17 protein-coding genes and 1 pseudogene are annotated in these 17,863 nt (G+C 43.2%); 8 read left to right on the top strand and 10 right to left on the bottom strand.

Annotated features, from left to right (window positions below; genetic code table 11):
- Positions 1-204, top strand: a pseudogene (locus F6K49_RS20045) (hypothetical protein); the annotation flags it as partial.
- A 210-nt stretch (positions 205-414) separates the two neighbouring features.
- Here the strand turns inward: F6K49_RS20045 and argF are convergent.
- Positions 415-1,335 (bottom strand): ornithine carbamoyltransferase, encoded by a 921-nt coding sequence (gene argF, locus F6K49_RS20040; RefSeq protein WP_293099433.1) that lies wholly within the window; start codon positions 1,333-1,335, stop codon positions 415-417.
- A 300-nt stretch (positions 1,336-1,635) separates the two neighbouring features.
- Between argF and F6K49_RS20035 the strand changes: the two genes are divergently transcribed.
- Both F6K49_RS20035 and F6K49_RS20030 read left to right on the top strand, forming a co-directional pair.
- The gene (locus F6K49_RS20035; RefSeq protein ID WP_293099430.1) at positions 1,636-1,785 is read left to right on the top strand and encodes a hypothetical protein; all 150 of its coding nucleotides are present in this window, start codon (positions 1,636-1,638) and stop codon (positions 1,783-1,785) included.
- A 142-nt stretch (positions 1,786-1,927) separates the two neighbouring features.
- Positions 1,928-3,547, top strand: a complete 1,620-nt coding sequence (locus F6K49_RS20030) for an alpha/beta hydrolase (RefSeq protein ID WP_293099427.1) — start codon at positions 1,928-1,930, stop codon at positions 3,545-3,547.
- Positions 3,548-3,634: 87 nt separating this feature from the next.
- On the opposite strand, the gene F6K49_RS20025 is transcribed toward F6K49_RS20030, so the two are convergent.
- From F6K49_RS20025 to F6K49_RS19985, 9 genes are all read right to left on the bottom strand, one after another.
- Positions 3,635-4,048: a hypothetical protein gene (locus F6K49_RS20025; protein WP_293030381.1), complete on the bottom strand. Its 414-nt coding sequence runs from the start codon at positions 4,046-4,048 to the stop codon at positions 3,635-3,637.
- Complete coding sequence (locus F6K49_RS20020) at positions 4,045-4,191, bottom strand: hypothetical protein (RefSeq protein WP_293099424.1); 147 nt, start codon at positions 4,189-4,191, stop codon at positions 4,045-4,047. Before F6K49_RS20020 ends, F6K49_RS20025 begins: the two co-directional genes overlap by 4 nt.
- Positions 4,192-4,474: 283 nt before the next feature.
- A complete protein-coding gene (locus tag F6K49_RS20015; protein ID WP_293020810.1) occupies positions 4,475-4,834 on the bottom strand; it encodes a hypothetical protein in 360 nt (119 codons plus the stop codon).
- A gap of 51 nt (positions 4,835-4,885) precedes the next feature.
- Entirely contained in the window at positions 4,886-5,125 is a 240-nt protein-coding gene (locus F6K49_RS20010) for a hypothetical protein (protein WP_293020808.1), read from the bottom strand.
- Between the two features lie 31 nt (positions 5,126-5,156).
- The gene (locus F6K49_RS20005) at positions 5,157-6,602 is read right to left on the bottom strand and encodes a PRC-barrel domain-containing protein (protein ID WP_293020806.1); all 1,446 of its coding nucleotides are present in this window, start codon (positions 6,600-6,602) and stop codon (positions 5,157-5,159) included.
- Between the two features lie 486 nt (positions 6,603-7,088).
- The gene (locus tag F6K49_RS20000) at positions 7,089-7,532 is read right to left on the bottom strand and encodes a hypothetical protein (RefSeq protein ID WP_293068376.1); all 444 of its coding nucleotides are present in this window, start codon (positions 7,530-7,532) and stop codon (positions 7,089-7,091) included.
- Positions 7,533-7,608: 76 nt separating this feature from the next.
- A complete protein-coding gene (gene rimK / locus F6K49_RS19995) occupies positions 7,609-8,538 on the bottom strand; it encodes a 30S ribosomal protein S6--L-glutamate ligase (RefSeq protein ID WP_293068378.1) in 930 nt (309 codons plus the stop codon).
- Positions 8,535-9,011 (bottom strand): ATP-dependent zinc protease, encoded by a 477-nt coding sequence (locus F6K49_RS19990; protein WP_293099419.1) that lies wholly within the window; start codon positions 9,009-9,011, stop codon positions 8,535-8,537. Before F6K49_RS19990 ends, rimK begins: the two co-directional genes overlap by 4 nt.
- 343 nt (positions 9,012-9,354) lie before the next feature.
- A complete protein-coding gene (locus F6K49_RS19985; RefSeq protein ID WP_293020800.1) occupies positions 9,355-10,563 on the bottom strand; it encodes a VCBS repeat-containing protein in 1,209 nt (402 codons plus the stop codon).
- 991 nt (positions 10,564-11,554) lie between these two features.
- On the opposite strand from F6K49_RS19985, the gene F6K49_RS19980 reads away from it, so the two are divergent.
- The 5 genes from F6K49_RS19980 to F6K49_RS19960 all read left to right on the top strand — a co-directional run bounded on the left by F6K49_RS19980 (position 11,555) and on the right by F6K49_RS19960 (position 17,806).
- Positions 11,555-15,229, top strand: a complete 3,675-nt coding sequence (locus tag F6K49_RS19980; RefSeq protein ID WP_293099417.1) for a hypothetical protein — start codon at positions 11,555-11,557, stop codon at positions 15,227-15,229.
- Between the two features lie 184 nt (positions 15,230-15,413).
- Entirely contained in the window at positions 15,414-15,554 is a 141-nt protein-coding gene (locus tag F6K49_RS19975; RefSeq protein WP_158069412.1) for a hypothetical protein, read from the top strand.
- 182 nt (positions 15,555-15,736) lie between these two features.
- Complete coding sequence (locus F6K49_RS19970) at positions 15,737-17,467, top strand: peptidoglycan-binding domain-containing protein (RefSeq protein ID WP_293099414.1); 1,731 nt, start codon at positions 15,737-15,739, stop codon at positions 17,465-17,467.
- Between the two features lie 7 nt (positions 17,468-17,474).
- On the top strand, positions 17,475-17,636 hold the full coding sequence (locus tag F6K49_RS19965; protein WP_158069413.1) for a hypothetical protein: 162 nt from the start codon (positions 17,475-17,477) through the stop codon (positions 17,634-17,636).
- 11 nt (positions 17,637-17,647) lie between these two features.
- Complete coding sequence (locus F6K49_RS19960; RefSeq protein WP_158069414.1) at positions 17,648-17,806, top strand: hypothetical protein; 159 nt, start codon at positions 17,648-17,650, stop codon at positions 17,804-17,806.
- The last annotated feature ends 57 nt before the right edge of the window (positions 17,807-17,863 follow it).

Here is a 17,863-nt window from a genome sequence, read left to right as displayed (position 1 = left end):
GGGGAGTGTGGGGAGATGGGGAGGGTGGGGAGTGTGGGGAGATGGGGAGGGTGGGGAGTGTGGGGAGTGTGGGGAGTGTGGGGAGTGTGGGGAGTGTGGGGAGTGTGGGGAGTGTGGGAGATGGGGAGGGTGGGGAGTGTGGGGAGATGGGGAGATGGGGAGATGGGGAGATGGGGAGTGGAGGGAGTTATAGCGTTTTCATAGCTATGAGGTACACAGGATTTTTTTCCTGTTCCCTCTTTTCCCCTCCTGGGAGGGGTTAGGGGTGGGTTCCTATTCCCGATTCCCGATTCCCGATTCCCGATTCCCGATTCCCGATTCCCGATTCCCTATTCCCTATTCCCTACTCCCTACTCCCTACTCCCTATTCCCTACTCCCTATTCCCTACTCCCTACTCCCGACTCCCTTACGATTCAATCAACCCCTAAAAGACTGACCAGTAAAGCTTTTTGGGCATGTAAACGGTTTTCGGCCTGGTCCCAAACACGCGATCGCGAGCCTTCGATTACCTCGTCTGTAATTTCTTCGCCCCGGTGAGCGGGTAAACAGTGGAGTACAATTACTGATGGGTCAGCATGGTCTAACAACTGTTGATTAACTTGATAAGGCTGAAAAATTGGAATTCGCTCCTCAGCTGAGGCTTCTTGACCCATACTTGCCCAAACATCAGTATAAATTATGTGAGCTTCCTTGGCAGCAGCTACTGGGTCATCGGTAACCATTACTTCTGTGCGGCTAGCTGCGGTTTTCAGGGCAAGCTCACAAATAGCACTATCAGGTTGATAAGCTGGTGGTGTGGCGACTCTGACATTCATTCCCATTAGAGCGCAGCCCAACATTAGTGAATGAGCGACATTATTACCGTCGCCAAAATAAGTCAATGTCAAACCAGCTAGTGTTCCAAAGCATTCCTGAATCGTTAACAAATCGGCTAAAGTCTGACAGGGATGCTCCCAATCGGTCAAAGCATTAATAATTGGAATCTGGGCATATTCCGCAAAGGTTTCCAACTGTTTTTGTTCAAAGGTACGAATTGCTAGAATATCCAAGTAGCGATCTAACACTCGCGCTGTATCTACTACCGGTTCTCCACGACCAACTTGGGTGACATTGGGATTTAAGTCAATCACCTGACCGCCTATTTGGTACATAGCTACGGAAAAACTGACCCGTGTTCGTGTGGAAGCCTTATAAAACAATAATCCCAAAACCTTATTGCACCTAGGATTCCACTGAGCGTTTTTTAACTTAGTGGCTTTATCCAATAGTTCCTGAATGTCACTAGCACTGAGGTCTGTTAAACCTAAAAAATCGCGTCCTTTTAACGTATTCATGTTCTATATTCAATGAGTAAAATAGTTTACCCTAGCCACAGTGCTACACACAATTGCCCATCAAACAAAGTGTACTATTTTACTGGAATGAGCACCTTATAGCTCCCCAGTTTTTGTTAAGATGCACCCTCTTAAGACGCTATCCTATTTATCTTAAATTATCATAGCTAGTCTCCCAAAAAAGACTAAAAAACTAGTTAGTCTTTTCTAGGAAAACAACCTTGAATCTTGGCTAGAGTTATTCACTCTACCACAAAATTTCGCAAGAACATAATCCTAGTCTATTTAATCTACCCCTAAATGTCATCAAAAATTGACAAATCGTTATTAAATAATACAGCAGCACTAGGGAGTCGGGAGTCGGGAGTCGGGAGCGGTGCGACCCGTGGCGAATTTAATTACGGGTCAAGCGCAAGCCCTGGGAGTAGGGAGTCGGGAGTAGCGCTATAGTATATACATTTGAGATGTGAACAAATAATGAAATGCTTTAGGGAAAATAAAACTTCCAATCACTAACATTAGTAAGGAATACAGCGTTTTTTGTATTAGAACAAATTACAATCTAGTTTTACAAATCATTTGGAAACGCTATATGTTCAGATTCGCAAAAGGTAAACCACAAACTAGACTAAGATGGCTGCTGCTGAATCTAGGATTGTTGCTCACCCCAGTGATGATTTCTCCACCAGTTGAGGCAGCAGAGAAAATCTATATTTCCTATGGTCCAATTGAGTTTTCTCTACCGATCGCAGCTCTAGAAGTTTATGCGACAGTGGGCAAAGTTGAGCCATCCTTAGCCTTCTATGCGGGGTATGTAAAGCCAGAAGAATTCAAACAACTGCGGCAGGTCTTAATTACTCCCATTGATGTCACACCAGTAGCGATCGCTCAATTCCTCTACTCACCTCAAGGAGAAATAATTCTACAACGGGTAGGTGAAGTCATACAAACCAAAGCTCGTCAACCCGGTTTCTATGCCATTCGAGCTGCTTTAATCAAAGCCGCTTTTCAGCCAGAAGGGTTGACGATTTTGAATGTGTTGCGGGAATTTCCGACTTACGGGATTCGGATTAACTCACAACGGGGTTTTGAAATTATTGATGACTTATCGAAGCTGATTCAGCAAACCCAGATCGCCATTTCAGCAGTGGAACAGGCATCGGATCAGGAAGCGGCAGCCCAGACAGAGCGAGGTTTATCCGATTTCTCCCTAGACTTACGGCAACCAGGTTCAGTAAGTTATACTAAGCAAAGCATTACCTTCGATGACCTGGGCCCTCGGCGAGAGTTTCCCGTTGACTTGTATTTGCCAGATTCCCCAAGGGAAGGGTTAGCACCAGTGATTGTTATTTCCCACGGACTGGGTTCAGAACGGAAGACATTTGAGTACTTAGCCCGTCACCTGGCATCCCATGGATTTGCTGTGGCTGTACCGGAACATCCAGGCAGTAATGCGGATCAAATACAGGCTTTGTTAACTGGTCTTGCCAAAGAGGCAGCTCCACCATCAGAATTTATTAACCGCCCTCTGGATATTAAGTTTTTACTGGATGAACTAGAAAGTTCCTTTCAAGGGCAGTTAAATTTGCAACAGGTGGGAGTATTGGGTCAGTCCTTTGGGGGTTACACATCCTTAGCTCTTGCTGGAGCCGAGATCAATTTTGAGCAATTGCAACAGGATTGCGCTCCCTTAAATCAGGATACCTTGAATATATCCCTACTACTTCAGTGTCGTGCCTTTGACTTGCCACCACAGGACTATCAGTTATCGGATCAACGGATTAAAGGTGCGATCGCAATTAATCCAATTACTAGCACAGTCTTAGGAAAATCCCAACTTAGCCCAATTCAAGTGCCCCTGATGGTAGTCGCTGGTAGTGATGATACCATAGCGCCAGCGTTACCAGAACAGATTCAACCCTTTACTTGGCTGACAACTCTACAGAAGTATCTAGTATTGCTTAGGAGAGGAACCCACTTTTCCACCCTCGCCCCATCACCCGATGATGTCCCCTTACCTGAGGCAGTGCTTGGTCCTGACCCAACTATTGCTCAGGAGTATATGAAAGCATTGAGTTTAGCATTTTTCCAAACCTATATTGCTGGTAAATCAGAGTACCAAGCTTATCTGAGTGCTGCCTATGCTCAATCCCTTAGTAAAGAGCTGATGCCCTTGAGTTTGGTGACAATTCTTGAGCCTTTGGTACGGTAAAAAGCAGGGTTGTGAGGTAAGAAGTCAGAAGTCAGAATTCAGAATTCAGAAGTCAGAAGTCAGAAGTCATAAGTCATAAGTCAGAAGTCAAAATATTGCTCGTTCTAGCTGTTGAACTTGTTTTGCCTGTTCTGATTCTGCCGGAGCCTCTTTCAATGACGTAATTTCTGTAGTTAGCTCCTTGAACTGGGTATAAAAGAAATATCCTGTCCAAGCTCCTGCTCCTGCTACCATCAAGATTAAAATCATCCAAATAGCGGTGAAACGACCCATTTTTTTCTGTAGCTCTTTTGTTTCTTGCTCCTGTTTCTTCTTATCGGACATGGCAGTCATTTTAAATTCCACCAATGCTTCGGCGACTTCTTCGATATGTTGCTCTTGGAGATTAGCAAGAGGATTGACTGGGGTCACAACAGGAAGGGCTGTGTTGGTAAGAGGTTTGTTGTCTATAGCAAAATTATTGATCGTGCTTGTTTTACTTAGATGATTGTTGTTAGTCATGGCCTTTTTTTGAGACTATTTATTGTTGGTTTTTTATAGCAAAGAGAACAGTGAGTAGGGAGTAGGGAGTAGGGAGTAGGGAGTAGGGAGTAGGGAGTAGGGAGTAGGGAGTAGGGAGTAGGGAGTAGGAAAATTATGATCAAAAATGGGCACAATTAATTTAGTAATACTCTAGTATTTATTAGAGCAATTATATATGCCATGAGGTACCAAGAGATCCCCCTAAATCCCCCTTATCAAGGGGGACTTTGAGGTTGAGAAGCGTACCTCATAAATCCTAGAAACGCTATATTTAGTTTTAATGGTAGACCTCTTGCAAAAGTATTTTTCTGATAGTGTTTGCGTCAATTCTTCTCCACTGTTCCCTGTTCCCTGTTCCCTGTTCCCGACTTCTGCAAGAAGTCTGGTGAATAATTAATCAAAAAATCACCGGTTTTGTTGAGTGGTTTTCCAGGAATTTACTGGTGCGAATTGCTGCTGCAACTGCTTGTAAGTCATAGCACCAAGGGGACTGATAGCAGCAATACTACCTCCTAGGATCACAATACTTAAAACCAGCCAGATTTGGAGCCGTTTCACTGAGGCTTCTAGGAACTCCACCTCCTGTTGCAACCCATTAATAACTCTTATTGCTCTGAGGTCAGACCATATACTGTCTTCTTGAAGAAATTCACAATCGCTATTGTTGTCAGTGGTGATCATTATTTGAGTACTTCTTAAATAAACGTTTCTTGCCACCTTCTGAGATATTACTAAGTAAGCATTCAGCCGTTGGCCGTAGGCCAAGGGCTGATCGCTGAGGGCTGATCGCTGAGGGCTGATCGCTGAATACTGATATTACTGATCAGCGACCATTAACACAGAGATTATGTTCTGCAGAGAGCTCTGTTTTTCTTTTCTCTCGGATGCAACGGTTTCTGCTGGTGTTTGGGGTGCAGTTGCTTCTGCTGAACTCGGAGTCGGTTTAGACTGAGAGTTCTCATTACCATCAGTAGCTAGAGACAACCAAGATGCGATCGCTAAAATACTTAGCACCATTGCAAATTGTCTAGTTACCAGTATTGCAACTTGTCTCATGGTATTTTTCTCCTTGAGTTGTATAGATCAGTTAGTGCTTAAGAGCTGTTTTGGCAGATTCTGGCTCAGAACTAGCTTTGAGTGTCTTGTCTTTCTGAGCAGCTTCTGTAGTAGTAGCGGAGTCAGCACTCGGCAACTTTGTCTTTACTTGAACTAGTTTTTCCTTAGCCTGGTCAGTCAGCTGTTTAGTGGTCTGTTGTGCTTGACCAGCGACCTCAGAGAGTTTCTCTTGGGTATTCTCCGCTACTTTTTTAGTAGTTTCTTGCACTTGAGCGGTGACATCAGAAAGCTTCTCTTGAACATTACCAGTCACCTGTTTAGTGGTCTGTTGCACTTGAGCAGCAATCTCAAAAAACTTCTCTTGGGCATTCCCCGCTACTTTTTTATTGGTCGGTTGTACTTGACCAGCAACATCAGAGAGTTTCTGTTGAGCATTACCAGTTAACTGTTTAGTGGTCTGTTGTGCTTGACCAGCGACCTCAGAGAGCTTCTGTTGAGCATTACCAGTTAACTGTTTAGTGGTCTGTTGTGCTTGACCAGCAACCTCAGAAAACTTATTTTGGCTATTCTCCGCTACTTTTTTAGTAGTTTCTTGCACTTGACCAGCAACATCAGAGAGCTTCTGTTGAGCATTATCAGTCACCTGTTTAGTGGTCTGTTGCACTTGACCAGCAACCTCAGAAAACTTATTTTGGGTATTCTCCCCTACTTTTTTAGCATTTTCTTGCACTTGAGTGGTGACATCAGAAAACTTCTCTTGAACATTACCAGTCACCTGTTTAGTGGTCTGTTGCACTTGACCAGCAACCTCAGAGAACTTATTTTGGGTATTCTCCGCTACTGTTTTAGCATTTTCTTGCACTTGAGTCGCTAACCCCTGAGCCCCTTCCATCAGCGCCGCCATATCTTCCTTAGTTTTGGCGTAGTCATCTTTCAAGGATTCAGCCGCCTGAGCAACTTTTTGGTTGATGCCATCGGTATACTGCTCAGCGTTTTGCACCATCGCCTCTATGGCCATCACTCGTTTACCGCCCACACTGGCGATGGCGACAGGGGGAAGTCGGTAGGTGCCATCAGTGACACCACGCCAGCCCTTGGAGCCAAAGATATACTCAACTACCGTCCCGGTGTTGGGGTCAAATCGATAGTCCACCAAAGTACCTGCCTGATTCCCTCCGTCCGTCCACAACTGATGTCCCACAATCGATTCCACTGATGGGGGTTTTTTCGCTGCGGTTTCCGAGTCAAGGTAAACTAGAATGCTGTCGGAGCCAATCGCCTCAATTTCTGCCCAAGTAAATGACCGTTTTTTGCGACCCAGCAGTCCTGACTTGCAAACCAAACCCAAAACTTTATGAGCCATTGGGTCGAGCCACAGCTCAGCTACCCGACCAATTTCTTCAGTGTTTTGGCGATTCAGTACTATCCGGTTGATTACATCACTGTGCTTAATGGCAGTTTCTGATTGTGTGTTCATCAACGTTCTCCTTAGTTTTAAATCAGAGTTTTTAGAGCAAATCTGGTAGCATCGGAGTTGTTAACAACTGGCATTTGCCGACCTTGACTCTCTCCATCTCCTCCCCTTTTTAGTCATGACATTAGGCATCAGCTGGTTGTTTACCCCGAAACAGAGTATTTACTTAGAAATTCGGCTCCTTTGATTAAGCTCTGATGAAAGATTAATCAAACTTTGTGAACAAACTGTGAGTATGCTAGGGGCGCACTCGCGCTAAAAAAGCTTTTGAATGACTGATATCAGCAGAAAATTGTCAACTGCTTGACCAGATTTGTCAACTATTGGTTTTGTGAAAATTCCTAACTCAAGGTGTCAGCATTCAGCCGTCAGCTTATTTTATTCAAAAGCTGTTCGGTGTCAGGATAGGCTGAGCCAGCGGTAAACTTTTCAGGACTTACGCATAAAGGCGTTTCTCGTACTTATCAGGTACACTCAATTTTATTCCCCCTACTCCCTACTCCCGACTCCCGACTCCCGACTCCCGACTCCCGACTCCCGACTCCCGACTCCCGACTCGCTGCTCCCTTGCACTTGCTCCCCCAGCCACTTAGTAATTAGTTCTGGACAATTCTTCTTAAACCAGCGCAGAGCAACAACTCTGAAGGCTGGTTTGGACATACGGGCAATTGATTTCATCATCCAGTTGAGGGAGCGAGACTGAAACTTTTTGTTGATCAGGTTTACTGAGCCAACATCGTAGAGGCAATCGAGGATGAGCTTCACGGTAGCCTCTTCCCTTTCTACTAAATGTTCCAGCAGCAGCAGTACATCATGCATACGCTCCTTTTGCATGCGCTCTTCTTCCAAGATTTTCGGCACCTCGACCAATGGTTCGGAAGATGTCATCATAGTCGTGGTATCTATACTTGACTGTTCCAGGCTTGGATTCATTCCTGACACCCTAATCAATAATTTACCTATGTTCTAGTAACAATAACCTAGTATTCCGTCAAAATTGAATGACAATTTAATACTTTATGCGATCGCGAACAGCTCCACTGCGAGGTGTACCTTTTTTATCATTCGCAGCACTTTTTTCCAAAAATTCAATAATCTTCCCCGCCACATCTACTTCAGTCGCCTTTTCAATTCCTTCTAGTCCTGGTGAAGAATTTACTTCCAACACTACCGGACCATGATTGGAGCGTACCATGTCTACCCCAGCTATGCGTAATCCCATGGCTTTAGCAGCACGAATTGCTGTGCTACGCTCTTCAGGGGTTAACTTGATTTTTTCTGCTGTTCCCCCTCGGTGTAGGTTCGAGCGAAATTCCCCTTCTGCTCCCTGTCGCTTCATTGATGCTACTATTTTACTATCAATCACAAGGCAACGAATATCCATACCCCCTGCTTCTTTGATAAATTCTTGGACTAAAATATTGGCTTCTAAACCGCGAAAGGCTTCAATGACGGAGGTAGCAGCTTGATGAGTTTCTGCCAGTACCACCCCAATGCCTTGGGTACCCTCCAATAGTTTAATCACCAAAGGAGCACCACCTACCATCTCGATTAAGCCGTCAATATCTTGGGTGGAATGGGCAAAGCCAGTTACGGGCAAACCAATACCTTCACGAGAAAGGATCTGAAGAGAGCGTAGCTTATCACGAGAGCGGGAAATTGCCTGAGTTGGATTAGCACTAAAAACACCCATCACTTCAAACTGCCGTACAACGGCGGTGCCATAGAAGGTCTTTGATGCCCCGATCCGGGGAATAATGGCATCAAAGTCATCTAAGGGTTTGCCCTGATACATTACCATTGGCTTGTGAGCTGTAATATTCATATAACAGCGCATATAGTCAATCACCCGCATTTCATGACCCCGCTTGTCCCCAGCATCCTTCAAGCGTCGGGTAGAATATAAGCCAGCATCTAGGGATAAGATAGCAATTTTCATCCTTGATTACTCCTATCATTGCTCTGGTGACTCGTAGTTGAACTTTGTACAAAGGAATGACCCGAGTCTACCAAAAAGCGCCTCTGAACAGCTTGACGCCCCAGCAACATCCGGAAACCCATGGCATCTCGATTGGTTAAGGTAAGTTCAATCGGCCACTGCTTGCTACCTAGTTTTACAGTAGTCTGGATAACCGGTCGCAACTGAGTTTGTCCATTGGAACTGCGTACCTTTCGCTGGTCTAACAGTTTCGCTTCTGCGATTACAGTTTGATGGCTGTCCCGCTGATAGGGATGCACTTTAAACCGAACCCACTTGATCCCATCATGGTCGAAGGTTTTGATATCAAAGGCATGTAAGGCGGATGAACGTGCGCCAGTGTCAATTTTCGCCTTGACCTGTATAATACCAAGTTCAGGCAACGTCAACCATTCTCGCCAGCCAATGATTGGCAAGTGTTGCGATTGCTTCATGTAGGGTAAATTAGTATGCTATGGCGCAGGGAATCGGGAATCGGAACCCACCCCTAACCCCTCCCAGGAGGGGAACGGGAATCGGGAATCGGGAATCAGAACAGTGTGGGGAGAGGGGCGGGGGCGCGTTCCTATAACTATCGTTCTCTTGATAATGAATATAACAAAAATTAACCTTAGGGGCGCATCCCGTGCGCCCCTAAGGTGTGTGAGTAATTGATTGTATGCGACAGCAAGTCAGAAGTGCGATTGGCCTACGGCCACGCTACGCGAACGCATAATTTGATTGAGCGCTGTTTGTTGACAGTCAACCGTCAACAAACAGCGCTCAACAAAGGTCACTTTAGGCATGGCTTTCCCAGCTCAAATCTATCGACTCAGAGATTACTGGTCGCTCGTAACCGTTTTCATTGATCATCCACATCCCTGTCTTGCCATCAACAGTATTGCTCCAGAAAATGTCATCGTAATTATTGTCGTCAAAATCCATAACTCCTTGAAATTTCCAGGTGTTGTCGAAGGGTGCATTATTCACCAACACTGACTCGATGTAATCTGTACCTGCCATCCGCCAGTAGGAAACATTTTGGTTTTCAGTATTAAGCCAGAGAATATCCCCGTCATCATCTCCATCAAAGTCTCCGGCACCAAGCATCTTCCATTTACTGTCGGCTGATTCTGATTTGATTAGTACTCCCTGAGTTAGCTCAGTGCCATTCATCAGCCAAACTGCATTTTCGCCAGTGGAGTGATTACGCCACAGCAGATCGGTTTGCTGATCACCGTTGAAATCTGCTGTGCCATGGATTTGCCAGTTAAGGTCTGAGACTGGGACGATGGATACTGCTTCTTGGAACTGGGAACCCTTCATTAACCAGATACCAATGTCTCCAGTAACGGTATTGCGCCAAACCATATCTTTGTGGCTATCATCGTTAAAGTCTCCAGCAGCACGAATCTCCCAGTCACTGTTAACTGATTCCATTTGAATCGTCACTGCCTCATCTAGGTCAGTACCCATGACCCCATGCATCCGCCAAGCTCCCATGGCACCAGTCTGAGAATTATGCCAGAACAGATCCACTTCAGCAGAGGTAAATTCGATGGCGTCAATTCGCCCTAACTCGAAGGTCTCATTATCAAGACTATCTGCCTCTACAACAATTTCGATGCGATCGCCTGGGGCAAGTTGTACATCCTTAAAGATAGGATTTGGATTAGGATCACCATTGCTGAGAGAGTCAGTGAAACCGACATAGTTAAGGGAGTTGGGTCCATCTCCACCAAGGTTTTTCTCCAAAGTATAGGTGTCAATTTCAATACCGTTAACCTGTAGTTTTAGTTTGGCTTTTCCATCCACTTCATCAAAGTGAGCGATACCGATATGGTATTTGCCAGCAACACCATCACTTTCTGTCCAGTCAATTCTGATTATGCCGTTGCTTTCAATGTCTTCGATTCTGACTGCTTTAGAGCCTGAAGCAATATCATTATCAAAAACCTCGTAATTTTCCAGGGTAACGCGAATTGAGTTTTCTGCTTCGATTTTCATGGTTGTTTTCCTGTTTTAGATGAAGCGCGTTTTGTTAATTGGTAACTGTTGACAGTAAACTGTCAGCGGTCAGCCGTCAGCGGTCAGCCGTCAGCGGTCAGCTTCAAATAAAATAGAAAGTCTGGGGAAAACCCCCATTTCACGTAGCCCATAGGCTGATAGCTGATAGCACCTCAAGTAGCACCATCTGTAGCGCATTAGCTGATAGCTGATAGCTTACATTAACAGCTAATTAACTAGTAGTTTGCTGAAAATCCCTTTGGCATAACTGTTAGGAATTGCTCTAATAATTCCCAAACTATTGAGCAAAACTATTGGTAGAATGCAGTTTTTGGTTTAAATGCAGCCTGGTTTTGTCTTGTGTCGATTGCACAAGTGTCTCTTTTACGTGGATGGTAGAGATTGCACACTAGATTATTTTATACCATGACAGATTTTTGAGCTGTTTTGAAATTAGGTCACTTTGACAAGTGGCACAGTTAAATGCTATTATCGAAATTAGCTGCTATAATATTTCGGGTTTTAATTGGGTGAGGTATAGGAAAGGGAATAGGGAACAGGGAATAGGGAACAGGGAATAGGGAATAGGGAATAGGAAACAAAAATTATCACAATTCCTACACGGATTGCTAGAGATTTTTATAGTTATCATAGGAAGCGATGCAGCGCGGTCTTGGGGGTTTCCACGGGGCTTACAAGGTGCGGACGCAGGTTCCGCACACAGCCCCTCCCCATGAGCGACTGCATCAAGACAAAACCTTATCTATTCTGTAAACCCTAGAACATGTCGAATCAGATTTATAACTGGCAGCGATTTTGGTGTTCTCCCTCTGATCGCTTCTATTTAGGTTATGATGGTTACTTATCCGATCCAGAGGTTAAATCGGTCAACGGTTACAATCCCAATCCTAAGTTGGTAACCTTTAGGGAAATTTCTGAAATACCCTGCTTAATACTCCTCGGTGAACCAGGCATCGGCAAGACTCAAGCCATGAAGGAGGAAGAAGAGAAGGTTACTGCTGAGCTTAACAATACAGACGATGAAATACTGTCACTTGATATTGGATTCTTTTCTAAAGAAGATACACTAAAGAAGGAGTTGTTTGAAAGCCCGCAATTTACTAAGTGGCAATCTGGAAGCCATAGGCTTCACATATTTTTAGATAGTCTTGATGAATGCCTTTTACGAATACAAACACTGGCACGTATTTTAGTTTATGAGCTTAAAAAGTATAAGGAGCATGTTGAGCGTTTAACTCTTCGGATTGCCTGTAGAACAGCTGTTTTACCATCTGGTCTTGAGCCAGGTCTCAAGGAACTTTTTGGTAAAGATTCCCTAGGAATATATCAGCTAGTTCCACTTCGTCGTCAAGATGTTGTCAAAGCAGCAGAAGCTAACGAAATTGATCCAGACACTTTCTTAGAAGAAGTTTATAAAAAAAATCTTGTGCCCCTAGCTATCAAGCCGATCACCCTAAACTTTCTTCTGAACAATTGGCGTCGTTATCAGTCTCTCGAAAATAATAGTATTTATGAACTTTATCTTGACGGCTGTCGCTGTTTATGCGAAGAAAGTAATTCTAGCCGTTGTGACTCAGGTGCTATTGGTGATTTCAATCGAAACCAGCGCCTGATCATTGCTGCTCGGATTGCGGCTGTTACAATTTTTGCCAATCGAGTTGCTGTTTGTAATGGAACATATGCAGATTGTGCTCGATCTAAAGATGAGCTAGTTCTAATTGAAAATCTCTGCATTGGGGAGGAAGTTGCTAATAGCAATAATTTTGATATCAGTGAACCAGCTATCAAAGAGGTTTTAGATACTGGCTTGTTCTCATCCCGTGGTGAAAAGCGTATTGGGTGGTCTCATCAGACCTATGCTGAGTTTCTAGCAGCATGGTATTTGAAGGAACATAATGTCTCTGTGTCCTTCTTCCAGAGGCGCTTCTATTTATCTGAGGATGAAGACCCTGAGCAGTTATCTAAGGACCCTGAGCAGTTATCTAAGGACCCTGAGCAGTTATCTAAGGACCCTGAGGATAAATTGATTCCTCAGCTCCATGAAACTGCTGCATGGTTAGCCACCATGATACCTGAGATACGTGAGGTAATTCTTAGCACTGATCCTGATGTTTTACTTCACAGCGATATACCTCCAGAGCCTAGTGTGCAAGAAGCGGTGGTTTCCAATTTATTGAGGCAGTATGAGCAAGGAAAAATAAATCAAAAACTAATTAACTACCACTTATACGAGTACGAGAAACTTAAACATCCTAAGCTTGCGGAACAACTTCGTCCATATATTGTGGATGCAACTAAGCCAATTGAGGCACGATATACAGCTATCACGATGGCTCACTTCTGTCAACTGAAGGAACTCCAAAATGAATTGGTTACCTTAGCAACTGATTCAGCTGAAACCATTGAACTTAGGATTAGTGCTGTTCAAGCTATTGGGGAGATTGGAGATAAGAATTCAATACTCAAACTCAAACCGTTAGCCCTTAATCCCCTTCTAGAGGATGAGCAGGACAGGCTTAAGGGCTATTGCCTACAAGCACTGTGTAATAAGCGCATTTATTTGACAGATGATGAGTTATTTGATTTTTTAGCTATTCCCATTAGTAATTGCTACCGAGTGTTTATCAGCTATACACTTGTACCAATGCTTAAAGAAAAATGGCTGAGGCAACCAAGATTAAAAGCAGATTTTATAAAGAAATATAGCAATAGTGATAAGTTTCTAAACGTACTAATTAACTTAGGAAAATTTGACTCTGATTTCGGATTAGATATAATAGGAGATATCTACCTAAAACCTAGGCTTGCTGATCACGATCAGGATTGGATGCGAGATGAAGTGCTTAGGTCACGATGGGAGAAACTACATAAACATTTTGCCCAGAGAATCTACGATACATTTGAGCTAAATAATACAGCATCGATTGATAGGACTATTGAATGGTATTATAAGTTTGCTAATCCAAAATGGCTTTCTGAGCAATTTAGTTCTTATTTTAATTATAGTGAACAGGGACAACAAGCTTCAAAAAAAGCTCGGAATCACCGTCCTCAACAAAACTTATTAGCACCATCTCCTAGAGAGAGAGTTATTTTTAGATTGAATGAATTAGAAGATGGTAACTTATCAGCTTGGTGGCAGTTGAATATGGAAATGACCCTTAAGCCAGACAGCCGACACTATTCTAATGAATTTGAACCTGATTTAACTAAGCTTCCAGGGTGGAAAGAGGCTGATGAACCTACTCGCACTAGGATTATTCAAGGTGCCAAAAACTATATTATAAATCAGAAAGATATAAATACTGATTGGATTGGTAAGAATAAAGTTAATCGGCCAGCATTGGCGGGTTGTAGGGCTTTTCTTTTGCTTCTAAACAAAGCTCCACAGATTCTTGAAACTATTCCATCTGAGACATGGCGCATTTGGGCACCTGTGATCATCGCTTTTCCTCTTGGAAGCGAAAATTATAACAGCTGTTTAGAGTTAGTAAAGATAGTTTACTCAAAGGCTCCTGATCAGGTAATTGAAACTTTGGATATCCTGATCGATAAAGAAAATGAACAGTCTGACTATATATTTATAATTAGACTCTTTGAAAAATGTTGGGATGACTATCTAAGCGATTTTATTTTAAAAAAGGCTAAAAATCAATCCATAAAGCCCCAATGTATGGGGCATCTGTTAGAAGAGCTTCTAAAACATGGATCGGATGAAGCTAGAGAGAAAGCTAGAGAATATCTACAAACATTGAGCTCATTGCCATTGCCTTTGAACAAAGATGAACGTGACAGAGTGATCATTGCCTTAACATTGCTATTCGACTACCACACTGCTGACAGTTGGTCTAGTATATGGTCGATTCTTGAGCAAGAACCAAATCTTGGACGAGAGTTGATTGAGTCAGTTGCTAAGCGCAATTTTTCGTTTTCCAGTGAGTTAAACCTTAATCTTAATGAGAAACAGTTAGCTGATCTATATATCTGGTTGGTTAGGCAATATCCCTATCACGAAGATCCCGATTATAGTAATGGTGAAGTTCATGTCTTGGGTCCAAGGGATAGGGTGGCTAGATTAAGAGATGACATTCTACGGCAACTAAAAAATATTGGAACGCCTGATGCCTGTGAGCAAGTTGAGCGTATTATTGGAGAATTTACTGAACTACCTTCGCTTAAGACAAGCCTGATATCTGCAAAAGAGAGCATGCGTCGTAAAAGCTGGAAGGCACTCCAGCCAGAAGAGGTTATTGATGAGATATTAGATCATGATCCCATAGTTATTAAAACTGTGGGAGATAATCAAGCTACATCTAATATAGATAATATAGATAATTGGTATAATGAATGTTATGTTACTAGAATAGAAAATATCAACAATATGGTTGAAAATAATACTATCAACACAGATGGCGGTGATGTCATCACCAATTCCAACAACAATAATAGCGGTAGTGTTAATAACAGCAAAACTATTACTACAAATAAAATCGAAAACGGAAAGGGCAATACTATTAACGTCGCTGACTCTAAAAGCAATCCTAACAGCGTATCTATATGGGTAAAAACGGGTGTGATTATAGGTTGTTTAAGTTTGCTTGTGGCAGTGAGCGTACTATTATTGGGGAATGGGCTATTGAAATAGCCAATAAAAAGCTGTTTTATTTTTGAAGGCTATACTTTGATAATTAATAATATTTAATTATAGCATTTATTGAATTTATGAGGTACGGTTATCAACCTCAAACTCCCCCTTTTTAAGGGGGATTTAGGGGGAACGCTTTGTAGCTCATGGGAGAGAAAATGGCTATATAGCGTTTTTAATAGCTATGAGGTACAGAGATTTTTTCCTTATTACCTACTCCCTACTCCCTACTCCCTACTCCCTACTCCCTATTCCCTGCTCCCTTTACCATAGTTTACAAAACTTTACAAATTTCCTCACTAAAATATCCGGGTTGACAAAATAAATTGTGCAAAGCTTACTAGACTCAAGTGCTGTCTATAGCGTTTCTCCATCAGATGTAAACCGAGGAGGTCTTTTTTTATTGTCGAATAAAACTCCGGATCTCTTTCCCCTCTAGCATGCATGCCTCTTACCTCTTGCCTTTTAAAGCAAGAGGTGTGTTTACAACCTAGATAAAAACGCTATATGCCTGACCCCTCTACTCTCCTACTACTAGCCTACAGCCACTGCAAAAATGCCACTGCTAGTCTTGACTACAGTGACAGCATTATCTGCACGCCCACTCAAGAGCCCAACCAATCCCCTCGGCTGGGGAAACCCTCCAAGAGCATCACTGCTCCAGAAGCGATCGCAATTGCTCAAAACTCTCGATTCAGTAATCTCAAAACAGTCCAGGGACGGTCTTTACCAGGAATAAATGTCCCCCCAACACTGCGTTTGGGGAGTAAAGGGGAAGTTGTCACTAGACTACAAACTATACTGCAACAGTTAGGAAACTACCAACAGCCAGTGGATGGTGTATACGGTTCCAATACCTTTGCTGCTGTCTCTACATTCCAGCAAGCACTAGGATTGAATGCGGATGGTATTGTTGGACCAATAACCTGGATAACTCTACAACAATTGCACTCAGAATTCTTATCTGCTACCCAAGAGAGGGAGTTGATCGAGATTTCCCCAAATCAGCCACAAACTAGAGGGGAAGGTCAGGATACTATCATTAATAATTTTATTTCAACACCAGAGTCTGCCTTAGCAAATCAATCGGTTACTTCAACCCCCTTGAACGCCCTCTCCAATAAACCACTATACCGATGGTTGTTTGGCTGGGCAGTGGTATCTCTTGGAGGATGGGGAGTAATTGCGCTACAGATAAACTATCAACGGCTGCCGATTCGGCTGAGGATAGGAAAATCCTCTACAAAAACAGGGCAACCTGAGAATATTGTGCCCAGAGAAGATATAGAAGATAGCGAATCAAGCATCTATTCCATGGATGATTTGCTAACTACCATCAGTGAGAGCGAGATAGACCAATCTTCAACCCCTGAAACGGTCTCTGAAACGGTTGCTATTGAGGAAACTGTAGACCAAAACAATCAAGACTTAAGCTTAGAGAAGTATGGTCTACTTCTGTTCACCAGCCCAGTGGCAACAAGCCCTAATGTTTTACCGATACAATTTGAAGATAGTAATGAAAATAAAGCTAAGCTAAACTTAGCTAAATCCTCTACTTTGTTCTTGCCCTTAGATCAGATTAAATTTAAACAATCCCCACCATCGAGCGGTGAAGATAATCTATCTTTATCAGCTGTTTTGGAATCTTATGAGGAAGGTCTCTACAGTTTTACCCACCCTTCTATATCCTCCGTTATTCAAGAATTGACCAACAGTGAGTTAGTGGAAGTCGAGGCAGCTAAGGGTGGGATTAAACCTCTCAATAACTTCTTTACTGACCTGTATCGCCTTGCTCAAAACGCTAGCTTACCTGACCAAAACCATCACCAAGATACCAGCACAACTCAGGAAAACGTTCCCCAAAGATCCCAAAACTCTGACCAAGCTGATCAACGTATCCCTGATCAGATCAAACCAGGAACTGTAGTTGGTATCCTATCCCCGACTAATCCAAAAACAGGAGAACGGTATACCTACTCATTAATTGATGATGCTGGCGGGCGGTTTATGTTGAAGGAGAATAAACTGGCTCTTACCGAGCAAAGCTTGATTAATTTCAAAACAGACACCAGCCATACCGTGATTGTCCGTCGCACGGATTCCAAAGGTATCTATGTTGATAAATCCTTTACTCTGCGTTTGAAGGCTGAGAACGAGTCAGCACCTCCTCAGCCCCCGGTTGACAATCAGAAGAAGGTATCCACTGAAACGCGATCGCTTACCACTGTCAGCAGTTGATCAATTCATGATTTACCCAGTAACAGGTAACCCACAACTGATGGCACTAGGAGCAAAGATTGACCTTGGCCAAAAGGCCACGCTACGCGAATGGTCACGCTACGGGATTTTCCTTTGGAACCGCTTCGCGAACGCAAACCTATCAAGACGGCATAGTTTGATAGGGTAACTAAATCAATTGTGATAATTTTTGATGCCATATTCCCTACTCCCGATTCCCGATTCCCTACTCCCTACTCCCTACTCCCTACTCCCTTTGCTATACATAGGTTTAGCTTAGCCGGATGCTACAAGTGGAACACCAGCTATTTTTCTTCGGGTCTTCCCAAGGTAAGCTAGAATTATTAAGAAATCTTTAGAAAAAATTGTAACTGCTGCTACCTATTTCCAGGCGCT

This window comes from Moorena sp. SIO3I6 (assembly GCF_010672095.1).
The sequence above is the reverse complement of the archived record's forward strand: the minus strand, read 5'-3'. Positions and strand labels throughout refer to the sequence as shown.

Excerpts from the sequence above, each read along its gene's own strand:
- F6K49_RS19985 (WP_293020800.1), bottom strand. The coding sequence starts at position 10,563 with ATGAAAATCGAAGCAGAAAACTCAATTCGCGTTACCCTGGAAAATTAC.
- F6K49_RS20030 (WP_293099427.1), top strand. The coding sequence starts at position 1,928 with ATGTTCAGATTCGCAAAAGGTAAACCACAAACTAGACTAAGATGGCTG.
- F6K49_RS19970 (WP_293099414.1), top strand. The coding sequence starts at position 15,737 with ATGCCTGACCCCTCTACTCTCCTACTACTAGCCTACAGCCACTGCAAA.
- F6K49_RS20000 (WP_293068376.1), bottom strand. The coding sequence starts at position 7,532 with ATGAATCCAAGCCTGGAACAGTCAAGTATAGATACCACGACTATGATG.
- F6K49_RS20005 (WP_293020806.1), bottom strand. The coding sequence starts at position 6,602 with ATGAACACACAATCAGAAACTGCCATTAAGCACAGTGATGTAATCAAC.
- F6K49_RS20025 (WP_293030381.1), bottom strand. The coding sequence starts at position 4,048 with ATGACTAACAACAATCATCTAAGTAAAACAAGCACGATCAATAATTTT.
- argF (WP_293099433.1), bottom strand. The coding sequence starts at position 1,335 with ATGAATACGTTAAAAGGACGCGATTTTTTAGGTTTAACAGACCTCAGT.
- F6K49_RS20010 (WP_293020808.1), bottom strand. The coding sequence starts at position 5,125 with ATGAGACAAGTTGCAATACTGGTAACTAGACAATTTGCAATGGTGCTA.
- rimK (WP_293068378.1), bottom strand. The coding sequence starts at position 8,538 with ATGAAAATTGCTATCTTATCCCTAGATGCTGGCTTATATTCTACCCGA.
- F6K49_RS19990 (WP_293099419.1), bottom strand. The coding sequence starts at position 9,011 with ATGAAGCAATCGCAACACTTGCCAATCATTGGCTGGCGAGAATGGTTG.
- F6K49_RS19975 (WP_158069412.1), top strand. The coding sequence starts at position 15,414 with ATGAGGTACAGAGATTTTTTCCTTATTACCTACTCCCTACTCCCTACT.
- F6K49_RS19980 (WP_293099417.1), top strand. The coding sequence starts at position 11,555 with ATGAAGGAGGAAGAAGAGAAGGTTACTGCTGAGCTTAACAATACAGAC.
- F6K49_RS19965 (WP_158069413.1), top strand. The coding sequence starts at position 17,475 with ATGATTTACCCAGTAACAGGTAACCCACAACTGATGGCACTAGGAGCA.
- F6K49_RS20035 (WP_293099430.1), top strand. The coding sequence starts at position 1,636 with ATGTCATCAAAAATTGACAAATCGTTATTAAATAATACAGCAGCACTA.